Consider the following 20,965-nt stretch of genomic DNA (forward strand, 5'->3'; position numbering starts at 1 on the left):
AAAATTTTAATGATCTCACCCAACTAAATTTTTTAACTTCTTGACTGAATGAAGGAGTCTTCACTAAGTAGGTGAACAAAAATTTATTAGACAATGTACTTGGTTTTCTCACCTGAAAATCTTCCAATTATATTTATTTCTTTAATCGCCTAATTGCTGACAATATTAGATGTCTTGTGGAAAAAGTTCCAGATTTTGGTCAGATCTTTCCTGTACTTTTGCCTCTTGATCAAGATCTCAAAAGAGATCCTCAAAAGGTTACATGGAGGGACTGAGATCAAAAAGACCATCAAAGCCCAACTCACTGTTCAATACTATCCGGTTCTGTCACCCTCAGACAACAATAATCGAATCTATTTTTTGTAACTCTGATTTTATACAGGTTTGCGATCGCCATTCTCTAAGGGATGAATAGTAGAATAACACAAATTTAATTAGTATACTCAAAACGGCTTGATTGTTTGATTCTAAACGTAGGGGTTTAGCAGTGCTAAACCCCTACACGTTTGGGTTCTTTGTCATTTGGCAAAAGTTTAAATCTCACCCGTGTTTAGTATAGTTCGTTAAGTTTAGAGATTCTGATTCAAATGTCATCTTTATTGCCAGTACATTTTGCTTAACTCCTCTGAATAATTGATACCTGCTAAAGAGTTTCATTTAACCAAGCGAACTGCTTGCAGCAGCGCTTCGCTATCGCTTTCAAGCAAGATCAACAAAGTATATCTCGATTGATTGCCGCCACCCTAGAGTTTCAGATCCCCGACTTCTTTGAGAATTCGGGGATCTCTGTATCGTTAAGGCAGGTCACTATAAATTAACTTAATTTAGTATATTTTTGTAGCCAGTCATCCAAATCATCAATACTCTGAAAATCCAACAACGCTTCTCCTAAGTCTTCCAACTGTGATACAGGAAAACTCTTGATTTGTGAACATTGACTCTCTGGTAATTCCCCCAGTCGTCGCCTTAGTTGACGAATAACTAAATTAGCCTCACCTTCCTGAAGACCTTCGACAATAATCTCTTGGTAAAAACGGGATTGGGTAATATCCACAATTTCTAGGTCTAGCATATTCATGATGATCTCCTTCGTTAACTCAGGGAACTTATTAGCCAGTATAGTCTCAATTAAACTCAATCGCCTTTGAAACTCGCCTCTTGTGTCGGCTTCCTGCAATAGCTTTCTACCAATTACCGCACTTTTGTCTTTTTCTGTCACCAGCAATTGTAAGAGCATCAAATTCGGGGTTAGTTCTTGCTGATCCCGCAGATCACTCAAATATAGCTGAGTGACCCGTCTTTCCAATAATTCTGTGTAGGGAACTTCCCAGCCTAATCCTTGACTGCGATCGCGTAAAATCAACAGTCCCCGCCAGTCTTGTTTAACTGTATATTGATTAATATGGACAAACAATTGGGAAAAATACCGTCCATAGAATCCTGAATCGGACTGCATTTGTGCCTCAGCAAACACCATCGGTATCATTGGGTTATTTGATACTGGCGTAAAGACTCCATCCAGTCGAAACTCTTTCTCCTTAACAACAGGAGCATTATAAACGAACTCCCAGTTTTCTTCAATGCCTGGCATCAATTCTGCCAGCATCCCTGGTTGGGACAAAAATAATTCGTAAAACCATTTATCGGTTTTCATAGTAATTATATTTAACACGACTTAATTATTTGATGCTCTGGGTGGGGTAAAGCAAGAACATATATGTTTTGCGATCGCTAGTTTGACTCACTAAGCTAACATACTGACCATCGCTGAGACAACGCGCTTTGCACCATTGCCATCTACTAACTGCTGTCCTTTTTTACTCATGGTTTCCCGATGGGGGCGATCGCCAATTAAGTCTTGTATTGCTAAACTCAAACCCTCAATAGTTACATTTTGCTGGCATTTCTCAAGTATATTCTTTAAGGGCGATAGCGAAACGCTGCTGCAAGCAGTTCGCTCGACAATTTTCACTCATTTTTCCCCTAGATTGTTTATTTTATCATAAACAACGACCAATTTGAGATTTCATCAATTAGCGATCGCTTTCAAGATCAACAGTTTCAGATCCCCGACTTCTTAGAGGTTGTTTGAAAAGTATTAGATGAAACCAATAATTTCCAAAAACCTAACCCCCCAGCCCCCTTTCCCTGCGAGGGAATGGGGGTTTCAAAGCCTCTCCCCGCGTCGGGGAGAGGTTTGGAGAGGGGTTTATTTATACATTAAAAACTTTTCAAACATCCTCTTAGAGAAGTCGGGGATCTTATGTTCTTATTTTATTTATAGAGTGAAGGTTAAAGAATTTCCCCAATGACTAATTTGAGATTTCATCAATTAGCGATCGCTTTCAAGATCAACAGTTTCAGATCCCCGACTTCTTAGAGAAGTCGGGGATCTTATGTTCTTATTTTATTTATAGAGTGAAGGTTAAAGAATTTCCCCAGTGACTAATTTGAGATTTTATAAATTAGCGATCGCTTTCAAGATCAACGGCGATTATCTTGTAACCAATTTTCCAAATCTGACATATTTTGAAAATCTAATAATGCCTCTCCTAAAGATTCTAATTCAGGAATGGTGAGCGATCGCACTTTTTCCTCTTGAATAGGAGTTAAATTACCACAACGGCGTTTTAACTGGCGTATAGTCAGATTTGCTTCTCCTTGTTGTAAACCTTTTTTCTCACCAATTTCTAACACCTCTTGATAAAACCGGGTTTGCGTAATATCAGCCTCTTTGAGATTAAGCATTTTTTGAATCTCCTCTAGGGTTAGTTGTGTAAATTTGTTGACTAGTATGGACTCTACTAAATCTAATTTTAGCTGAAATTCTGCTTCTGTGCTGACACTGTTTAAAATTTGCCTAGCTGCTAATCCTGCTTGGTCTTTAGGCGTTACTATTAATCTTAGTAGAGCTAAATTAGGACTTAAATTATCTTGATGTAATAAATCTTCTAGATATAACCTTTCTACTTGACTATTAAGTAAGTTTCTGTGTGGAAGTTCTGAACCTAATTCCAAACGTTTATTCAGTAAAATTAGTAATCCGCGCCAATTTTCGCTAATTTCATATTGGTCAATATAGCTAAATATTCCCCGAAAATAGCGATTATAAAATTTTGTATCTCGCTGCATTTGTGCTTCGAGAAATATTAGCGGTACATCAGAATTATTACTAATCGGTGTTAATAACCCATCTAACCTAGTTTCTTTTTCTTTGAGTACAGGTGCGCTATACTCAAATTCACAATCACTAGGAATACCAGGAATTAATTCTGCTATTAAATCTGGTTGATTTAAGAAAATTCTGTAAAATAATTTATCTGTTTTCATTTATATAACTAATTTGAACCTTGTTCTTTGTATGAATAAAAAAGTCCAGCTTCTAGCCGTTTTGAGTATAATAGTTTCATTTAACCAAGCGAACTGCTTGCAGCAGCGCTTCGCTATCGCCTTCAATATCTTTCAGATCCCCGACTTCTTAAAGAAGTCGGGGATCTTATGTTCTTATTTTATTTATAGGGTGAAGGTTAAAGAATTTCCCCAGTGACTAATTTGAGATTTCATCAATTAGCGATCGCTTTCAAGATCAACGGCGATTATCTTGTAACCAATTTTCCAAATCTGACATATTTTGAAAATCTAATAATGCCTCTCCTAATGATTCTAGTTGAGAAATGGAGAGCGATCGCACCTTTTGCTCTTGAATAGCAGTTAAATTACCACAACGGCGTTTTAACTGGCGTATAGTTAGATTTGCTTCTCCTTGCTGCACACCTTGTTGTAAACCTTGCTGCACACCTTGTTGTAAACCTTGCTGCACACCTTGTTGTAAACCTTGTTGTAAACCTTTTTTCTCACCAATTTCTAACACCTCTTGATAAAACCGTGTTTGCGTAATATCAGCCTCTTTGAGATTAAGCATTTTTTGAATCTCCTCTAGGGTTAGTTGTGTAAATTTGTTGACTAGTATGGACTCTACTAAATCTAATTTTAGCTGAAATTCTGCTTCTGTGCTGACACTGTTTAAAATTTGCCTAGCTGCTAATCCTGCTTGGTCTTTAGGCGTTACTATTAATCTTAGTAGAGCTAAATTAGGACTTAAATCATCTTGATGTAATAAATCTTCTAGATATAACCTTTCTACTTGACTATTAAGTAAGTTTCTGTGTGGAAGTTCTGAACCTAATTCCAAACGTTTATTCAGTAAAATTAGTAATCCGCGCCAATTTTCGCTAATTTCATATTGGTCAATATAGCTAAATATTCCCCGAAAATAGCGATTATAAAATTTTATATCTCGCTGCATTTGTGCTTCGAGAAATATTAGCGGTACATCAGAATTATTACTAATCGGTGTTAATAACCCATCTAACCTAGTTTCTTTTTCTTTGAGTACAGGTGCGCTATACTCAAATTCACAATCACTAGGAATACCAGGAATTAATTCTGCTATTAAATCTGGTTGATTTAAGAAAATTCTGTAAAATAATTTATCTGTTTTCATTTATATAACTAATTTGAACCTTGTTCTTTGTATGAATAAAAAAGTCCAGCTTCTAGCCGTTTTGAGTATAATAGTTTCATTTAACCAAGCGAACTGCTTGCAGCAGCGCTTCGCTATCACCTTCAATATCTTTCAGATCCCCGACTTCTCTAAGAGGATGTTTTAAAAGTATTAGATGAAACCGATAATCTCCAAAAACCTAACCCCCCTGCCCCCTTCCCTACGAGGGAAGGGGGTTTTCAAAGCCTCTCCCCGCTTCGGGGAGAGGTTTGGAGAGGGGTTTGTTTATACATTAAAAACTTCTCAAACACCCTCTAAGAAGTCGGGGATCTGATGTTCTTATTTTATTTATAGAGTGAAGGTTAAAGAATTTCCCCAGTGACTAATTTGAGATTTTATAAATTAGCGATCGCCTGTACTGGTTGAATTAGAGGCTATAATCACATTGTATACCCAGTTGCGATGCCTACTCCAAGGGAAGCGATCGCCTGACCTGTTGGTATAGTTCTATATATAGCGGTTCTCGATTGGGTGAGATACAAGAACCCCACCCCCAACCCCCTCCAGTATCAAAAGCTTATCCTTTTCTTCCCCCCGCTGCGGGGGGATTTAGGGGGGTGCGATGAGGGGGCTATGATGTATCTCATGCAAGTGCATACTGCTATATCTTTTTGCTTGCATTTCTAAAGTATATTCTTTAAGGGCGATAGCGAAACGCTGCTGCAAGCAGTTCGCTCGATAATTTATTTTCGCTCATTTTTCCCCTTAATTGTTCATCTTAAAATAACGTTACAATTCCTAAGGACTAATTTGAGATTTCATAAAGAAGAGCGATCGCTTTCAAGATCAACAGTTTCAGATCCTAAAAAAGAATAGGATGAATGCGACCAAGCACTTCTGCTAATAACCATTCAGGGCAAATACAGATCAGTTTTGCCTTTCTTGAGCGATAATCCAATGAACGCAGCTGATCGCACATCACTACGCCTTTAATAGGTTGATCATCTGGAATCTCAACGTAGAAAGGATTTTTACGCTTAGTATTACTGATAGGACAAACAAAAATAAAACCTCGTTGCTGGTTAAACTCTGTATGACTTAACACTAGTGCGGGACGTTGCCCCATTTGCTCGTGACCTGATTGGGGATCAAAGTTTAGCCAGACAAGATCCCCATAACGGGGGACGTAATCTACCATTCTTCATTACCTGTTGGTTTACCCCAGTCAATCTCCGCTTCTGGCTCTAAATCTTGGCTAAGGAGTTGTGAAAGGGTGTATTTGGGAAATTTTTGAACTGGTCTTACCATGAGTTGCCCTTGCTCAATACGGCAGTCAACTTCATCATTGATTGATAAAGCCAATTCATCTGCAATATACTTGGGGATTCTCAAGGCTAAAGAATTTCCCCAACGACCAATTTGAGATTTCATAATTAGCGATCGCTTTAGAGATAAACAAAGTATATCTCAATTACCGCCACCCTAGACGACAAAAAGGTATTTGATAGACTAAATGAATATTCAGGGATGGTTTTTAAGTCTTTGAGCGATAGCGAAGCGCTGCTGCAAGCAGTTCGCCTGTACTGGTTGATTTAGAAGCTATAATCACATTGTATACTCAGTTGCGATGTCTAATCCGAGGGGAGCGATCGCCTGACCTGTTGGTATAGTTTTATATATCTTATTGCTTGCATTTTTAAAGTATATTCTTTAAATGGCGATAGCGAAACGCTGCTGCAAGCAGTTCGCTCGACAATTTTCGCTCATTTTTTCCCTGAATTGCTTATTTTATCATAAACAACGACCAATTTGAGATTTCATAAATTAGCGATCGCCTTCAATATCTTTCAGATCCCCGACTTCTCTAAGAAGTCGGGGATCTGATTTTCTTATTTTATTTATAGAGTGAAGGTTAAAGAATTTCCCCAGTAAAATTGTGATAAATCAAATTCAAACTAAAAGAACTAGAAAATTTTTGAACTTCTTTAGTTTACTTTAGTAAACTTTAGCTATTAGCCTGGAACTTCAGTTCCAGGCGGGTCTGTGAGCCAAACAAATAAGCCATCTAGCGATTTTCGCAAGCTCAATTAAGTAATTTCATATTTTCATCAAAAGCAGGATTTTCGGCTTTAGCTTGAGGATTGATTAAACTACCAATAGACTTAACTTTATTAGTAATCACATCTCGCAGTGCTGTGTAGCGTTACTGCTGCTGATGTCCAATAAGCTGTTACGCAGCTAAAGTTGATAACCATAATTTACTTGAACTTTGTAGTGCGGGCATCTTGCCCCCTAGAATTATACAAACTAAATGCACAACAGCTTAATATATTTTTTACCGAGATTTTCAACACGAATAACTGTATCAGACATTTTTAATATACTTTTAATCTAGGTTTTAAAATTTGCGAGTTAATTAAATGGATAGGTTGGTTAATTGAGCTATTTTGATGTTATCTCAATCTTTTATGGGTAAAGTTTTAGTCATCATGAGAAAAATATAGCTAACAATCTCTAATCAATCGCTCTCTCAAAATCATCTGTAGTGTTACACAAGAACTCAGGATTTAATATTTCTTGTATATCATAAGGACAAAATTCTGAAAACGTACTTAATACTAAACCTGTTTCTGCCGATGCTTCTCTTCTCGCATTTCGATAAGATTTAGGTAAAATATCAGGAATATATTGTTTTAAACTTGGTTTTTCATTGAGTAGATCTTGTAAATCATCTCTTTGGTTAGCAATGGTGGTAAACCAACTAATAGAACGTTTAGAAGATTGGTATTGCCATTTGAGTAAATGAGTTAATAAAATTATTAACCGATTTTTTAACTCATTTTTTTCACTAATACCCATACTATCTAACTCTTCTGCCAAGTTCTCCCAATCCAAAGCTGTGATATCTCGACTAGCTAAGGCTAATTTTTGTTGAGTTAACCAATCCATGAAATCTGTTTCGTAAAGAGGTGATTTAGACATAAAATTAGTAATGATTACCTTTGTAATGGACAATTTTTCAACCCTATTAGACATCTGGTGAAAATTAAATATGCGTGACTTACAACCCTTGTAGAGACGTTCCATGGGTAGGGATTCTCGGCTCTACATTCTTTTCTGGAGATGTCTATTGATCATTAGGTAAGCTGATACCTTGTTCCCATAACAATTGTTGTAATTTAGCTACTTCTAATTCAGCAGAATCTGCCCGTTGCTTTTCCTGTTCTGCCCGTTGCTTTTCTCGTTCTTCTGGTGTAGATAATCGAATCTATTTTTTGTAATTCTGATTTTATACAGGTTTGCGATCGCCGTTTTCTAAGGGATGAATAATAGAATAACACAAATTTAATTAGTATACTCAAAACGGCTTGATTGTTTGATTCTAAACGTAGGGGTAAAGCAAGAGCTTCATTAGTATCAACTTAACGTAAAACCCATAGCCCGCCTGGGAATGAATTCCCAGTCTAATAGCAAAAGTCATCTGAAGATGACTAAAAATCCCCAGTTTACTAAAGTAAATTTTACTTATTAGCCCGGAAATATGGCTTACGCCACGCTGCGCTATCATTTCTGGGTGGGTGTGGAAGCCAACAAATAAGCCATCTGTAGCCTAAGTTGACACCTATGAAGCTCTTGCTTTACCCCTACACATCTGGGTTCTTTGTCATTTGGCAAAAGTTTAAATCTCACCCGTATTTAGTATAGTTCGTTAAGTTCAGAGATTCTGATTCAAATGTCATCTTTATTGCCAGTACATTTTGCTTAACTCCTCTGAATAATTGATACCTGCGAAAGAGTTTTATTTAACCAAGCGAACTGCTTGCAGCAGCGCTTCGCTATCGCCTTCAATATCTTTCAGATCCCCGACTTCTCTAAGAAGTCGGGGATCTGATTTTCTTATTTTATTTATAGAGTCAAGGTTAAAGAATTTCCCCAAGGACTAATTTGAGATTTCATCAATTAGCGATCGCCTGTACTGGTTGATCTAGACTGCGCTCAGTACAAGTCGCGGTAGTTGAGCGTAGTCGAAACTCGATAACCACGTGATTCTAACAATTTACCTAACTAGCAACTTACATTACTAGTACAGCACGGCGTAAGTGAATAAACCATTTTCAAGCCTTGTAATCAATAGACATCTCCAAAAATTAAAGATGCTTGACCTGAAAACCCTGTAGAGACGTTCCATGGAACGCCTCTACAATCTTTTTTGGAGATGTCTAATCAAATTTTTGGAGCTTTTAATGGTCATGCTATTTACGCCCTAGTGTACTAGCTGAGAGGAATGTTTCCAGACTCTGAATTTTGTTGCAACCAATTTTCTAGTTGATTTATCTCAGTGAGATCGAGTAACTCTGTTGCTAGTTCTTCTAGTTGAGTAACTGATAAGCGATTAATTTTGAGGCTAAAATCAGATGATAAAGTCCCAAAACGACGGTCAATTAATTTCCATACCAATTTACGACTTTCTTGCTGCAAACCTTGCTGTAAACCTTGTTTTTCTCCTGTCTCCAAACCCTCTTTTAAGATTTGTTGATACCAAGGAGACTCTCTCAATATGGTCATATCCCACCTCATTATTTGTTGAACTAAGGGTATATCCAGGACAAAACCCGCAAAAAATGATAATAATGGCTCTAAATCCGTTAAAGTTTCATTGGCTCGTAATTCAATTACTGCTTGCCTGACAATACTCTCATTTCCTCCTCCTTTTAATATTGGCACAAAAGGCAATAAACTTGATAAGTTATGCTCAAAAACTAAATTAACATCTAATTCCCACAGATTAATAACATGATAGTTTTGATAAGTTTTAATTCCCATAAATTCCGTTTCATAGCAGTTAGGAATTATTTCTGTTTGAGAATTAGGTAGAATGTTAAGCAATACGGGATAAACCGGTAAATTATAGTTTTCTTTGGCTAAGGCTGTATAAGCATAAATTCTTACGGGTACTTGCTTGTTGTAACGCAATTGTAACTCATTTAGAATTAAAAATTCTCCGTCCTTGGGACTAGAGACTTTAATTAATACATCATTTTCTCTTGCTACCCATTGAAAATCGGAACTAATAATCTCTTTGACTGTTAAATCAGGGTTATTAGTTAACCAACGTACCCATTGCTCAGGTGCTAAACTAATTAGGCGTTTACCGCCAATATCTGCTTTTTTCTTGGTCATTTGTCTGATCTATAAATTTAAGATTCCATCCCATGACACACTCCTCCCGCAATCAGCCATCTTGAATATGCTCCCAACACAGTTCACAAGAAGGGCTTCTGGGGAGGGACTGAGATCTATAAGACCATCAAAGCCCAACTCCTAAACAAAAATCTAAAAGCTATTAAACGCATAGCGTGGCGTTACCTAACTAGCAACTTACATTATTACATTAACAATTCCCACTTTACTGGTGTTCCCGCTTGAACATCTACTTTGATTTTTTTCCCTAATAAAAGATTGTAGTATTTGGGGGGTAAACCTGCTTGTTTAGCGGTGGTTATTGTTTCATCTAATTCGGCGATCGCTGCCATATTGGTATATCAGCTTTTGCTTTACCCCTTAGTTGATAATCTTCACGTTTAGCCATATTAAATAATCCCTTTGATTATATTTCCTGATTTAACACTTCTGCCCAAATCATCTAAGAGGTGAACGCAGATAAACGCAGATGAACGCGGATAATTTTTGTCAGAATCAGGATATCCAGGATTTGAGGATGTACAGGATGTAATTGCTCATTTGTTTGTTGGTGGTTAATGTTGTAATTGTCTTAATCAGAATAAACAAAATAATCCCCAAATTTCCACCAACAATTATTAAATAACATCCTGTAAATCCTTTAATCCTGGTTATCCTGATTCTGACAAAAAAACTCTAGATGTACAGGATGTAATTGCTCATTTGTTTGTTGGTTAATGTTGTAATTGTCTTAATCAGAATTTTTCAACCACCCTCTAGCGTAATGATTGTGAATTCAATTGAGTTGTTCCATGTATATAGCAACCATATTTGATTTGCAGACCGTGAGGGTTTCAGATCCCCGACTTCTCGAAGAAGTCGGGGATCTCTGTATCGTTAAGGCAGATACTTATAAATTAACTTAATTTAGTATATTTTTGTAGCCAGTCATCCAAATCGTCAATACCCTGAAAATCCAACAGCGCTTCTCCTAAGTCCTCCAACTGTGATACAGGAAAACTCTTGATTTGTGAACATTGGCTCTCTGGTAATTCCCCCAGTCGTCGCCTTAGTTGACGAATAACTAAATTAGCCTCACCTTCCTGAAGACCCTTTTGAAGACCTTCCTGAAGACCTTCCTGAAGACCCTTTTGGCGACCTTCCTGAAGACCCTTTTGGCGACCTTCCTGAAGACCTTCGACAATAATCTCTTGGTAAAAACGGGATTGGGTAATATCCACAATTTCTAGGTCTAGCATATTCATGATGATCTCCTTAGTTAACTCAGGGAACTTATTAGCCAGTATAGTCTCGATTAAACTCAATCGCCTTTGAAACTCGCCTGTTGTGTCGGCTTCCTGCAATAGCTTTCTACCAATTACGGCACTTTTGTCTTTTTCTGTCACCACCAACTGCAAAAGCATCAAATTCGGGGTTAGTTCTTGCTGGTCCTGCAGATCACTCAAATATAGCTGAGTAACCCGTCTTTCCAATAACTCTGCGTAGGGAACTTCCCAGCCTAATCCTTGATTGCGATCGCGTAAAATCAACAGTCCCCGCCAGTCTTGTTTCACTGTATATTGATTAATATGGACAAACAATTGGGAAAAATACCGTCCATAGAATCCTGAATCGGACTGCATTTGTGCCTCAGCAAACACCATCGGTATCATTGGGTTATTTGATACTGGCGTAAAGACTCCATCCAGTCGAAACTCTTTCTCCTTAACAACAGGAGCATTATAAATGAACTCCCAGTTTTCTTCAATTCCTGGCATCAATTCTGCCAGCATCCCTGGTTGGGACAAAAATAATTCGTAAAACCATTTATCGGTTTTCATAGTAATTATACTTAATACGACTTAATTATTTGATGCTCTGGGTGGGGTAAAGCAAGAACATATATGTTTTGCGATCGCTAGTTTGACTCACTAAGCTAACATACTGACCATCGCTGAGACAACGCGCTTTGCACCATTGCCATCTACTAACTAGATGCCCGCACTACAAGAGTTTCATGATTCAACTTTGTACCTCATAAGAGCGGAAACCGCTGTAATTTTGTCCGACTACTTATGACTTTCTGTTTAGCATTTTGTCCTAATTTTTGACCTAAATCAGGTATAAACTATAATGTCTAATATTTTCAGTAAAATGCTAATACAATAAGGCTTTCAATGATTTTGAAATGGGTTCTCCATAAAAAGTACCAAAGAACCACTTTGTTATCTAACAATTACAGTTTAATAGGAATAGTAAAAGCCCAACCTGTATTAGCTGAAAGTTCAATTGAGCCTAAATTTAAGTTCTCATTTTGTTCTTGCTTATACTCCATAATCATTTTTAAAACATCAGTACAGTTAAATATAGCCTCTTGGGGTGTATCTCCCTCTGCAAAAGCTCCTTGAATACCCGGTATCATTGCTAAGTAACCATCATCATTACTTTCAATAACGACAGAAATGATTTGAGGTGTATTTTTTACTGGTAATTGATCAATAGATTGCATTTTTGCCTCCAAGTTCTATAGTCCCAATATCGTAATATAAATTAGCAAAGGCTTGAATAAAACTTAATCTTTTATATCTTTTCTTTACTTTGGCCTCCTGATCAATATCTCAAAAGAGATCCTCAAAAGGTTGCATGGAGGGACTAAGATCAAAAAGACCATCAAAGCCCACTCATTGTTCAATACTATCCCGGTTCTGTCACTCTCGCACAACAATAATCGAATCTATTTTTTGTAATTCTGATTTTATACAGGTTTGCGATCGCTGTTCTCTAATGGATGAATGATAGAATAACACAGATTTAATTAGTATACTCAAAACGGCTTGATTGTTTGATTCTAAACGTAGGGGTAAAGCAAAAGCTTAATGGTGTCAACTTAACGTAAAACCCATAGCCCGCCTGGGAATGAATTCCCAGTCTAATAGCAAAAGTCATCTGAAGATGACTAAAAATCCCCAGTTTACTAAAGTAAATTTTACTTATTAGCCCGGAAATATGGCTTACGCCACGCTGCGCTATCATTTCTGGGTGGGTGTGGAAGCCAACAAATAAGCGCAGGAGTAACAATCAGTTTTAACAACTTCAGACTAATTGAGGCATTTGCTGGAGGTTCTAATTCATTTAAGTATATACGGTGGATTAAATAAAATGCAAAAATTTTCAACGCGAATAACTGTATCTGACATAATTTATTAGTAATATTCTTTTTATGATGGCAACCATTCAGGATTGAGAATTTCTGTTAAAGAATAAAGACAATTTTCAGGGAAGATTGCTGGAGATAGTTCAGATTTACGAATAGCATTGTTTCTAGCTTTAATGTAAATCTTATCTAGGATTTTTGTACAATGATTATAAAGAACTTTAGACTCCAATAATAAATCTAATTCAGACCTAAAATTATCAATTTCTTCAATCCATCCTTTGGCACAATAGGATTTCTCACTTTCCCAATATTGATAAAGAAGTAAGTGTTTAATAAGTTGTCTCAAATAACTTTCTACTTTACGCCTTTGTTCGTTTCCCAATGCAGTAATTTCCTCAATTAAGTGTTCCCAGTCAAGATTTTCTAAATCCCGATTTTGCAGTTGGTTAAGGGTAATATCCAACCATTCAGGATAATCTTGTTCATAAATCTGGTAATTTGCTTGTGTGGGTTGCATTTTACTTACTCAGCTACAGTTTAAATATTGATTGTTAACACAATACCTTGTCCAAATTAGAAAAAGCCTTGATTTGTAGGTTAGGTTGTGGAACGTAAATGTATCCCTGCGGGACACTGCGTGAACGCGAAGCAATAGCATGAAACCCGACATGAGCCTTGGGTTGCGCTGTCGCTTAACCCAACCTATTTTAACCTTACCATACTCTCTTAACTGAATAAGCATAGGAAAGTCGGGGATCTGGGCATGATCAGATTATATATTTCAGTTGCCATTATATTTATTTCTTTAATCGCCTAATTGCTGACAATAAGTAATTGGACAAAAATATTTACAGTCATTGCGAGCGAAGGGAAGCAATCACAACCCTGGCGATTGCTTCATTTCACTTTGTTCCCTATTGCTAACGCCACGCAATGACATTGTGTAATTAATTCTGTCTCACTACTTATTAGATGTCTTTTGGAAAAAGTTCCAGATTTTGGTCAGATCTTTTCTGTACTTTTGCCTCTTGATCAAGATCTTAATAGAGATCCTCAAAAGGTTGCATGGAGGGACCAAGATCAAAAAGACCATCAAAGCCCAACTCACTGTTCAATACTATCCCGGTTCTGTCACTCTCGGACAACAATAATCGAATCTATTTTTTGTAACTCTGATTTTATCAAGGTTTGCGATCGCTGTTCTCTAATGGATGAATGATAGAATATAGCGGTTATTGGTTGAGTGAAATACAAGAACCCCACCCCCAACCCCCTCCCCGCAAGCGAGGAGGGGGCTTATGACTGTATCTCATTCAAGTGCATACCGCTATAACACATAGTTAATTAAACCTCATCCATTTTGAAACCTGAAGTAATGCGAGCATCTTGCTCGCTACTTAACTAACACACCCTACTTTTGCACTTTATTTAATTCATAAGAATACCCGGTAAGTGGGAAACGAGCGCGTCTTTAGACCTGAGAGGGAAACGACACGAGCGGTTTTAACCGCTGTGGATATTAAAATTAAAACCAGATTTTTGATTGGAACCTGGAAACCAACTCCCATTTCTGGGGTAATGTTAGCTAGATGCCTCCGGCACGCTGCGCGAACGACCAGTTATAAGAGCTTTTTAGACTTGCAACACTGTTTCAGTGACCTTAAAACTGTTTAATTGCAAATGACAGAGCAGGGAACTAGCAACGCATTCCGGGGTGTCGTGACTCAAATAACGGCTACCATGAGAGTAAACTCAGGGTGGTCTGGTCAGTACGGCTTGCTTGATTACTCTTGCAAGCCCAGTCCCTTTAGGGCTGGGTTACTGACATTCCTTAGAAGATTGGTATTGCCATTTTAGCAAATGAGTTAATAAAATTATTAACCGATTTTTTAACTCATTTTTTTCACTAATACCCATAGCATCTAACTCTTCTGCCAAGTTCTCCCAATCCAAAGCTGTGATATCTCGACTGGCTAAGGCTAATTTTTGTTGAGTTAACCAATCCATGAAATCTGTTTCGTAGAGAGGTGATTTAGACATAAAATTATTCAGAGGGAACGGGCAACAGGGAACAGGAAAAACTCATGTTTAAAAACATGAGATTGAAATAATGACACTGTTTTTTTCGTGCTACGCATCTTTTAAAAACATCCTTTTTTTGACTGAAGCTCTAAACTGGTGCAAATGAGTGTTTCTTATTTGCTCCCAGTTAAGAGTTCCCAGTTAAGAGTTCCCTTCTTTTGTAATAATGACTTTCAGACTGGACAATTTTTCAACTCTATTGATCATTAGGTAAGCTGATACCTTGTTCCCATAACAATTGTCGTAATTTAGCTACTTCTAATTCAGCAGAATCTGCCCGGTGCTTTTCCTGTTCAGCCCGTTGTTTTTCTAGTTCTGCCCGTTGCTTTTCCTGTTCTGCCCGGTGCTTTTCCTGTTCAGCCCGTTGTTTTTCTCGTTCTTCTGGTGTAGGCAACCAATTATTTTCTTTATCATACCAACGTAACCACTGTCTAGTTAGTCCTTGATATTCTCCCTCCCATAATCCTAAACCCAATTCAGCTTCTTCTAACCATACCCCTAATCCATTAATAGAGAGGGGTTGATAACGGTTCATTACCAAACCATAACAGTGAAACTCGTCAGTATAACGGTTATAGACAAAATAATAAGGGATTCTGAGAATTTGCTCATATACCGTCCATTTATTAGGAGGTTGATTAACTTCCCGTAAATTTCTCCCTAAGTCTTCGTTTTCTGTTCCTGGAGATATTAATTCTACTACCACAAAGGGATATGTTCCTTCATACCAAGTAACATAGCTCAATCTTAGTTCTGTTTGTTCATAAAAACGGGATACCCCCAAAACTGCAAACCAATCAGGGCGTTTATACCATTGTGTATGCTTGCTGTCATAGTATAAATTTAAGTCACTACCTGTGAATACATTATCTTCTGCATAAGAAGGCGGTCGAAAGGTACTACGCAATAATTCTGGTTGTAACAGGTGAAATTCGTCTGGCAACCCTGGCTCCTCTGGATCTTCGCTAGGTAAATCATACATCGTTGGCAGTGTTTGGTGAGGAGGTAATGGCTCATAGCTGGGTTTGCTATACACATCACTTTGATACATTGTTAATTATCTCCTGTACTTAATCGCTGTTGCCAAGATTCAACTATAGATTAATTATACTAATTACCAAGGACAGGCAGGATGCCCATCCCACAAAATTGGGTAATTTATTTTTTGGTGATCCCTGAGAGAGAGAATTTAGACAAAAAATAACTTTTCTATTCTAGGGCGTTGCTGATTAAGGGTATGAATTTTAGTCTCACGCAAAGGCGCAATCACGCTTCGTGATCTCGAAGAGTAGAAGCACTGAGGTTTGATTTTTAAAGGTTCAATTTGGAAATTTCATACCTCGATTCAGCAACGCCGGAAATTGTAATAAGTAGTGAGACAGAATTAATTACACAATGTCATTGGGAATGGAACGAAGTGAAATGAAGCAATTCCAAGGGTTGTGATTGCTTCTCTTCGCTCGCAATGACTGTAAATATTTTTGTCCAATTACTTAGCAAATATGATCACCAATGCGGTTTTTCTCACACCTCCGCTAACCAGACCTCTAAATCTGCCAATCCGTCAAAATCTAATAGAGCTTCTGCTAGAGATTTTAATTGAGGTACTGGTAATTTCTCAATCTGTTTTGTCTGTTCTGCTGATAACTGACCAAAGTCTCGTCCTATTTGACTCAAAATTTCTGCCCTTGCCATTTCATAGTAACCCCCATTTACAAGGCCTATGGCAAGAGTAAATCGAGTAACATTCATTGTTGCAGGATCAAAAACAAGCATTAAATAAAACCCTTAAACGTTATTAAAGTTATATCTTGACTGGCTAAGGAACGCAAATTTAATAACCATAATTTACTTGAACTTTGTAGTGCGGGCATCTTGCCCGCTAGAATTATACAAACTAAATGCACAACAGCTTATTGATCATTAGGTAAGCTGATACCTTGTTCCCATAACAATTGTCGTAATTTAGCTACTTCTAATTCAGCAGAATCTGCCCGTTGCTTTTCCTGTTCAGCCCGTTGCTTTTCCTGTTCAGCCCGTTGTTTTTCTCGTTCTTCTGGTGTAGGCAACCAATTATTTTCTTGATCATACCAACGTAACCACTGTCTAGTTAGTCCTTGATATTCTCCCTCCCATAATCCTAAACCCAATTCAGCTTCTTCTAACCATACCCCTAATCCATTAATAGAGAGGGGTTGATAACGGTTCATTACCAAACCATAACAGTGAAACTCGTCAGTATAACGGTTATAGACAAAATAATAGGGGATTCTGAGAATTTGCTCATATACCGTCCATTTATTAGGAGGTTGATTAACTTCCCGTAAATTTCTCCCTAAGTCTTCGTTTTCTGTTCCTGGAGATATTAATTCTACTACCACAAAGGGATATGTTCCTTCATACCAAGTAACATAGCTCAATCTTAGTTCTGTTTGTTCATAAAAACGGGATACCCCCAAAACTGCAAACCAATCAGGGCGTTTATACCATTGTGTATGCTTGCTGTCATAGTATAAATTTAAGTCACTACCTGTGAATACATTATCTTCTGCATAAGAAGGCGGACGAAAGGTACTACGCAGCAATTCTGGTTGTAACAGGTGAAATTCGTCTGGCAACCCTGGCTCCTCTGGATCTTCGCTAGGTAAATCATACATCGTTGGCAGTGTTTGTTGAGGAGGTAATGGCTCATAGCTGGGTTTGCTATACACATCACTTTGATACATTGTTAATTATCTCCTGTACTTAATCGCTATTGCCAAGATTCAACTATCTGCTTAATTGTTTCTTCTAAGGAAATTGTAATATCCCAGTCAGGATAATGTTCACGCATTTTTGTTAAATCGGAATAATATACTAAACACGGGTAATATCTAAACTTTTGCCAAATGACAAAGAACCCAGATGCGTAGGGGTTTAGCAGTGCTTAATGGTGTCAACTTAACGTAAAACGGGCGGTTAGAAACCGCGTCTACACAGGCAAAACCCACCTGCGTGGGTTTCAATCCTTGATTTTTCCTTAGTCCGCGCAGGCGGACTTTGTTTGTGTAGCCGTGAATTCCATTCGCCAGGGCTTAAGTTGACACCAATGAAGCTCTTGCTTTACCCCTACAAATCAGGGTTTTTCATCTCATTCCCAGTCTCTGACTGGGAATGAATTCTAGAAGGCTCTGCCTTCAATGATATTAGAGGCAGAGCCTCATCAACTGCATTCCTAGTCAGAGACTAGGAACGAGATGTGGTATGGATTTGAGCTTAAGTTGACACCAATGAAGCTCTTGCTTTACCCCTACAAATCAGGGTTTTTCGTGATTTTACAAAAGTCCATCTCTCAACCGTGTTTAGTATACTTGAGAATTTGATCTTAAATCACATCTGCAAAAGTTCGTTCCATCTTCCGAAAATACCAAATTCCACTCACTAATAGTAAAACGACTAGAGCCATAGAAAGCATAAAACCTGGTAAATATAACTGGGAATTACCGCCCAAAATTGCCCATCTAAAACCATCAACTACTCCCACCATTGGATTTAAGGAGTAGAGAAACCGCCACTTTTCAGGAACAATAGTGCTACTAAATCCTACAGGTGAGATATATAAACCAAACTGGACTATAAATGGCACAATAAACCGGAAATCTCGATATTGCACATTCAAGGAAGCTAACCACAAACCCGCACCCATTGAAGCTGCAAAGGCGACACCGATAAATAAGGGTAAGGTGAAAATTCGCCAAGTGGGAATAAAGTTATACCAAGCCATTAAAGCCAATAAAATTATCCCAGAAATCATAAAATCCACAAAGCTAACTACTACCGCGCTAGTGGGTACTACCAATCTAGGAAAATAGACTTTTGATAATAAATTGGCATTACTAATTAAACTATTACTACACTCTGAAAGGGAATTGGAAAAGAATTGCCAAGGTAACATGGCGGAAAATACAAGAATTGGATAGGGCGCACCTTCTGATGGTAATTTTGCTAATTGTCCAAATACTACTGTAAAAACTACCATTGTCAAAAAAGGACGAATTAGCGCCCAAACAATCCCAATGGCTGTTTGTTTATATCTAACTAAAATATCTCGCCATGCTAAGAAGTAAAATAACTCTCTATATCGCCATAAATCTTGCCAATATTGCTTTTCCGCGCGTCCTGCTTCAATTATTAATTCTGGCTGTAAAGTAGTTTCTTTCATCTGGCATTTACCATCATTTTCACGACATTTCCGATTTCGCTCACACCTTCTCTGCACTTCGTCCTCCTGATCACTAACTAAACAATTGATCATACGAAGGTTGCATCGGAGGGACTGAGATCAAAAAGACCATCAAAGCCCAACTCACTGTTCAATACTATCCCGGTTCTGTCACTCTCGGACAACAATAATCGAATCTATTTTTTGTAACTCTGATTTTATCAAGGTTTGCGATCGCCGTTCTCTAAGGGAACACCAAAAAATAAATTACCCAATTTTGTGAAATGGGCATCCTGCCCGTCCTTGATTATTAGCGGGCAATTCGTCCCGCACCACAAGAAATTTTTGGGTATTTTTTTAATTGGAAGTCCCTAATGGATTGTCATCTTTATTGTCAGTACACTTTGCTTAACTCCTCTGAATAATTGATACCTGCTAAAGAGTTTCATTTAACTAAGCGAACTGCTTGCAGCAGCGCTTCGCTATCGCCTTCAAAATCAACAGTTTCATAAGTAGTGAGACAGAATTAGTTACACAATGTCATTGCAAATGGAACGAAGTGAAATGAAGCAATCGCCAGGGTTGTGATTGCTTCCCTTCGCTCGCAATGACTGTAAATATTTTTGTCCAATTACTTATCCCCGACTTCTTAAAGAAGTCGGGGATCTGATGTTCTTATTTCATTTATAGAGTGAAGGCTTTTTTTTGGCGATGTCTATTGATCAAGGCTTAGTCAAGAGAAATACCAAGCGATCGCATTTTTTGCTTTAATTCATACAATTCCGTGTTAGCTTGTTCAGCCCTTTGAGATTCTTGTTCAGCCCTTTGAGATTCTTGTTCAGCCCTTTGGGATTCTTGTTCAGCCCTTTGGGATTCTTGTTCAGCCCTTTGGGATTCTTGTTTTGCTATTTGAATTGCTTGGTTGGCTTTGAGCATTTCATCTTTGGCGGCTTCCTGGGGAGTAGGGATGATAGCGCCTTCTAAGGAGAAGTAACGCAATTGGCCATTGTGAATACCCAGGAAAAAGCCCAGGGCTTCACTCCATAGCCATCCTTGGGCGTTGGGCGTGATGGGGCGATATTTATTAAACTCTAGTCTAAAGCCTGCAAATTCTAAGGTTTCTGGTGAAAAATAAAAGTATTCAGGGGTATGAAATCTCTCTGCGTATAAGTCTAGTTTGGTGGTGCGATCTACATTGGCGGTGGAGTCGGACAGTAATTCAATAATCAGGTCGGGATAACGTCCGTCTTCTTCCCAGACCACCCATGAGTTGCGTGGTTCTCTGGTGGTGTTTTTGACGAGGAAAAAATCTGGACCTCGAAAGTCACGATTTTTGAGTTGTTGGCGACTGAAGTAAATGGTCAGGTTTGCACCAATGAAAAAATCATCCCGCTCTTGCCATGCCCATTCTAGGCAGGTGACTAGCAATAACAGTTGCATATAGTGCAGGGAGCTTTCCATTTCTGGTTCATCACTTAAAAGTTTACTGGCATCGGGCATTTGCAACTCTAGTTCGCGGGCTGTAATTGCTGCCATGGATTTGTTCTCCTGATGCTTTGGATGATTATCTATGAGTTTAGCTACGCTATCGGCGATTATAAATCGCTAATACACAAATCAAGTCTACTTACGTGGACTCAATAAAAATTAATAGTCTATATTCTTCAAGGGCGATAGCGAAACGCTGCTGCAAGCAGTTCGCTCGACAATTTTCACTCATTTTTTCCCCTGAGTTACTTATTTTATCATAAACAACGACCAATTTGAGATTTCATCAATTAGCGATCGCTTTCAATAAGCTGTTACGCAGCTAAATTTGATAACCATAATTTACTTGAAC

18 protein-coding genes are annotated in these 20,965 nt (G+C 38.0%); all 18 read right to left on the reverse strand.

Annotated elements, in window-relative coordinates; genetic code table 11:
* Positions 1–814: 814 nt before the first annotated feature.
* Complete coding sequence (locus NG743_RS17180) at positions 815–1,654, reverse strand: DUF2887 domain-containing protein (protein WP_027402547.1); 840 nt, start codon at positions 1,652–1,654, stop codon at positions 815–817.
* A gap of 90 nt (positions 1,655–1,744) precedes the next feature.
* Positions 1,745–1,972, reverse strand: coding sequence for a hypothetical protein (locus NG743_RS17185; protein WP_152608969.1), 228 nt, complete (start codon positions 1,970–1,972; stop codon positions 1,745–1,747).
* A 512-nt stretch (positions 1,973–2,484) separates the two neighbouring features.
* Positions 2,485–3,330 (reverse strand): DUF2887 domain-containing protein, encoded by an 846-nt coding sequence (locus tag NG743_RS17190; protein WP_257120532.1) that lies wholly within the window; start codon positions 3,328–3,330, stop codon positions 2,485–2,487.
* Positions 3,331–3,586: 256 nt separating this feature from the next.
* Positions 3,587–4,504, reverse strand: a complete 918-nt coding sequence (locus NG743_RS17195) for a DUF2887 domain-containing protein (protein ID WP_257120533.1) — start codon at positions 4,502–4,504, stop codon at positions 3,587–3,589.
* A gap of 862 nt (positions 4,505–5,366) precedes the next feature.
* On the reverse strand, positions 5,367–5,702 hold the full coding sequence (locus tag NG743_RS17200; protein WP_039201266.1) for a type II toxin-antitoxin system PemK/MazF family toxin: 336 nt from the start codon (positions 5,700–5,702) through the stop codon (positions 5,367–5,369).
* Positions 5,696–5,935, reverse strand: coding sequence for an AbrB/MazE/SpoVT family DNA-binding domain-containing protein (locus NG743_RS17205; RefSeq protein WP_027402546.1), 240 nt, complete (start codon positions 5,933–5,935; stop codon positions 5,696–5,698). Before NG743_RS17205 ends, NG743_RS17200 begins: the two co-directional genes overlap by 7 nt.
* A 1,083-nt stretch (positions 5,936–7,018) precedes the next feature.
* Positions 7,019–7,486 carry a DUF29 domain-containing protein gene (locus NG743_RS17215; RefSeq protein WP_027402545.1) on the reverse strand — a complete coding sequence of 156 codons (468 nt, stop codon included), beginning with the start codon at positions 7,484–7,486 and terminating at the stop codon, positions 7,019–7,021.
* Between the two features lie 1,290 nt (positions 7,487–8,776).
* Positions 8,777–9,685 (reverse strand): DUF4351 domain-containing protein, encoded by a 909-nt coding sequence (locus NG743_RS17220; RefSeq protein WP_193964719.1) that lies wholly within the window; start codon positions 9,683–9,685, stop codon positions 8,777–8,779.
* Between the two features lie 206 nt (positions 9,686–9,891).
* Positions 9,892–10,038, reverse strand: coding sequence for an SAF domain-containing protein (locus tag NG743_RS17225; protein ID WP_152540446.1), 147 nt, complete (start codon positions 10,036–10,038; stop codon positions 9,892–9,894).
* Between the two features lie 564 nt (positions 10,039–10,602).
* Complete coding sequence (locus NG743_RS17230; RefSeq protein WP_257120534.1) at positions 10,603–11,526, reverse strand: DUF2887 domain-containing protein; 924 nt, start codon at positions 11,524–11,526, stop codon at positions 10,603–10,605.
* A gap of 395 nt (positions 11,527–11,921) precedes the next feature.
* Positions 11,922–12,194 (reverse strand): type II toxin-antitoxin system HicB family antitoxin, encoded by a 273-nt coding sequence (locus NG743_RS17235; protein WP_193962821.1) that lies wholly within the window; start codon positions 12,192–12,194, stop codon positions 11,922–11,924.
* Positions 12,195–12,903: 709 nt separating this feature from the next.
* Positions 12,904–13,359 (reverse strand): DUF29 domain-containing protein, encoded by a 456-nt coding sequence (locus tag NG743_RS17240; protein ID WP_027402542.1) that lies wholly within the window; start codon positions 13,357–13,359, stop codon positions 12,904–12,906.
* A gap of 1,301 nt (positions 13,360–14,660) precedes the next feature.
* Positions 14,661–14,882, reverse strand: a complete 222-nt coding sequence (locus NG743_RS17245; RefSeq protein WP_228043794.1) for a DUF29 domain-containing protein — start codon at positions 14,880–14,882, stop codon at positions 14,661–14,663.
* 238 nt (positions 14,883–15,120) lie between these two features.
* On the reverse strand, positions 15,121–15,975 hold the full coding sequence (locus tag NG743_RS17250; RefSeq protein ID WP_257120535.1) for a Uma2 family endonuclease: 855 nt from the start codon (positions 15,973–15,975) through the stop codon (positions 15,121–15,123).
* Between the two features lie 473 nt (positions 15,976–16,448).
* Entirely contained in the window at positions 16,449–16,619 is a 171-nt protein-coding gene (locus NG743_RS17255) for a DUF4351 domain-containing protein (protein WP_160170625.1), read from the reverse strand.
* A gap of 218 nt (positions 16,620–16,837) precedes the next feature.
* Positions 16,838–17,650: a Uma2 family endonuclease gene (locus NG743_RS17260; protein ID WP_257120536.1), complete on the reverse strand. Its 813-nt coding sequence runs from the start codon at positions 17,648–17,650 to the stop codon at positions 16,838–16,840.
* Positions 17,651–18,288: 638 nt separating this feature from the next.
* Entirely contained in the window at positions 18,289–19,125 is an 837-nt protein-coding gene (locus NG743_RS17265) for an ABC transporter permease (RefSeq protein ID WP_257120537.1), read from the reverse strand.
* A 729-nt stretch (positions 19,126–19,854) separates the two neighbouring features.
* Positions 19,855–20,661 (reverse strand): Uma2 family endonuclease, encoded by an 807-nt coding sequence (locus NG743_RS17270; protein ID WP_193962825.1) that lies wholly within the window; start codon positions 20,659–20,661, stop codon positions 19,855–19,857.
* Positions 20,662–20,965 lie beyond the last annotated feature (304 nt).

The organism is Dolichospermum heterosporum TAC447, from assembly GCF_024584745.1.
GTDB lineage: Bacteria > Cyanobacteriota > Cyanobacteriia > Cyanobacteriales > Nostocaceae > Dolichospermum > Dolichospermum heterosporum.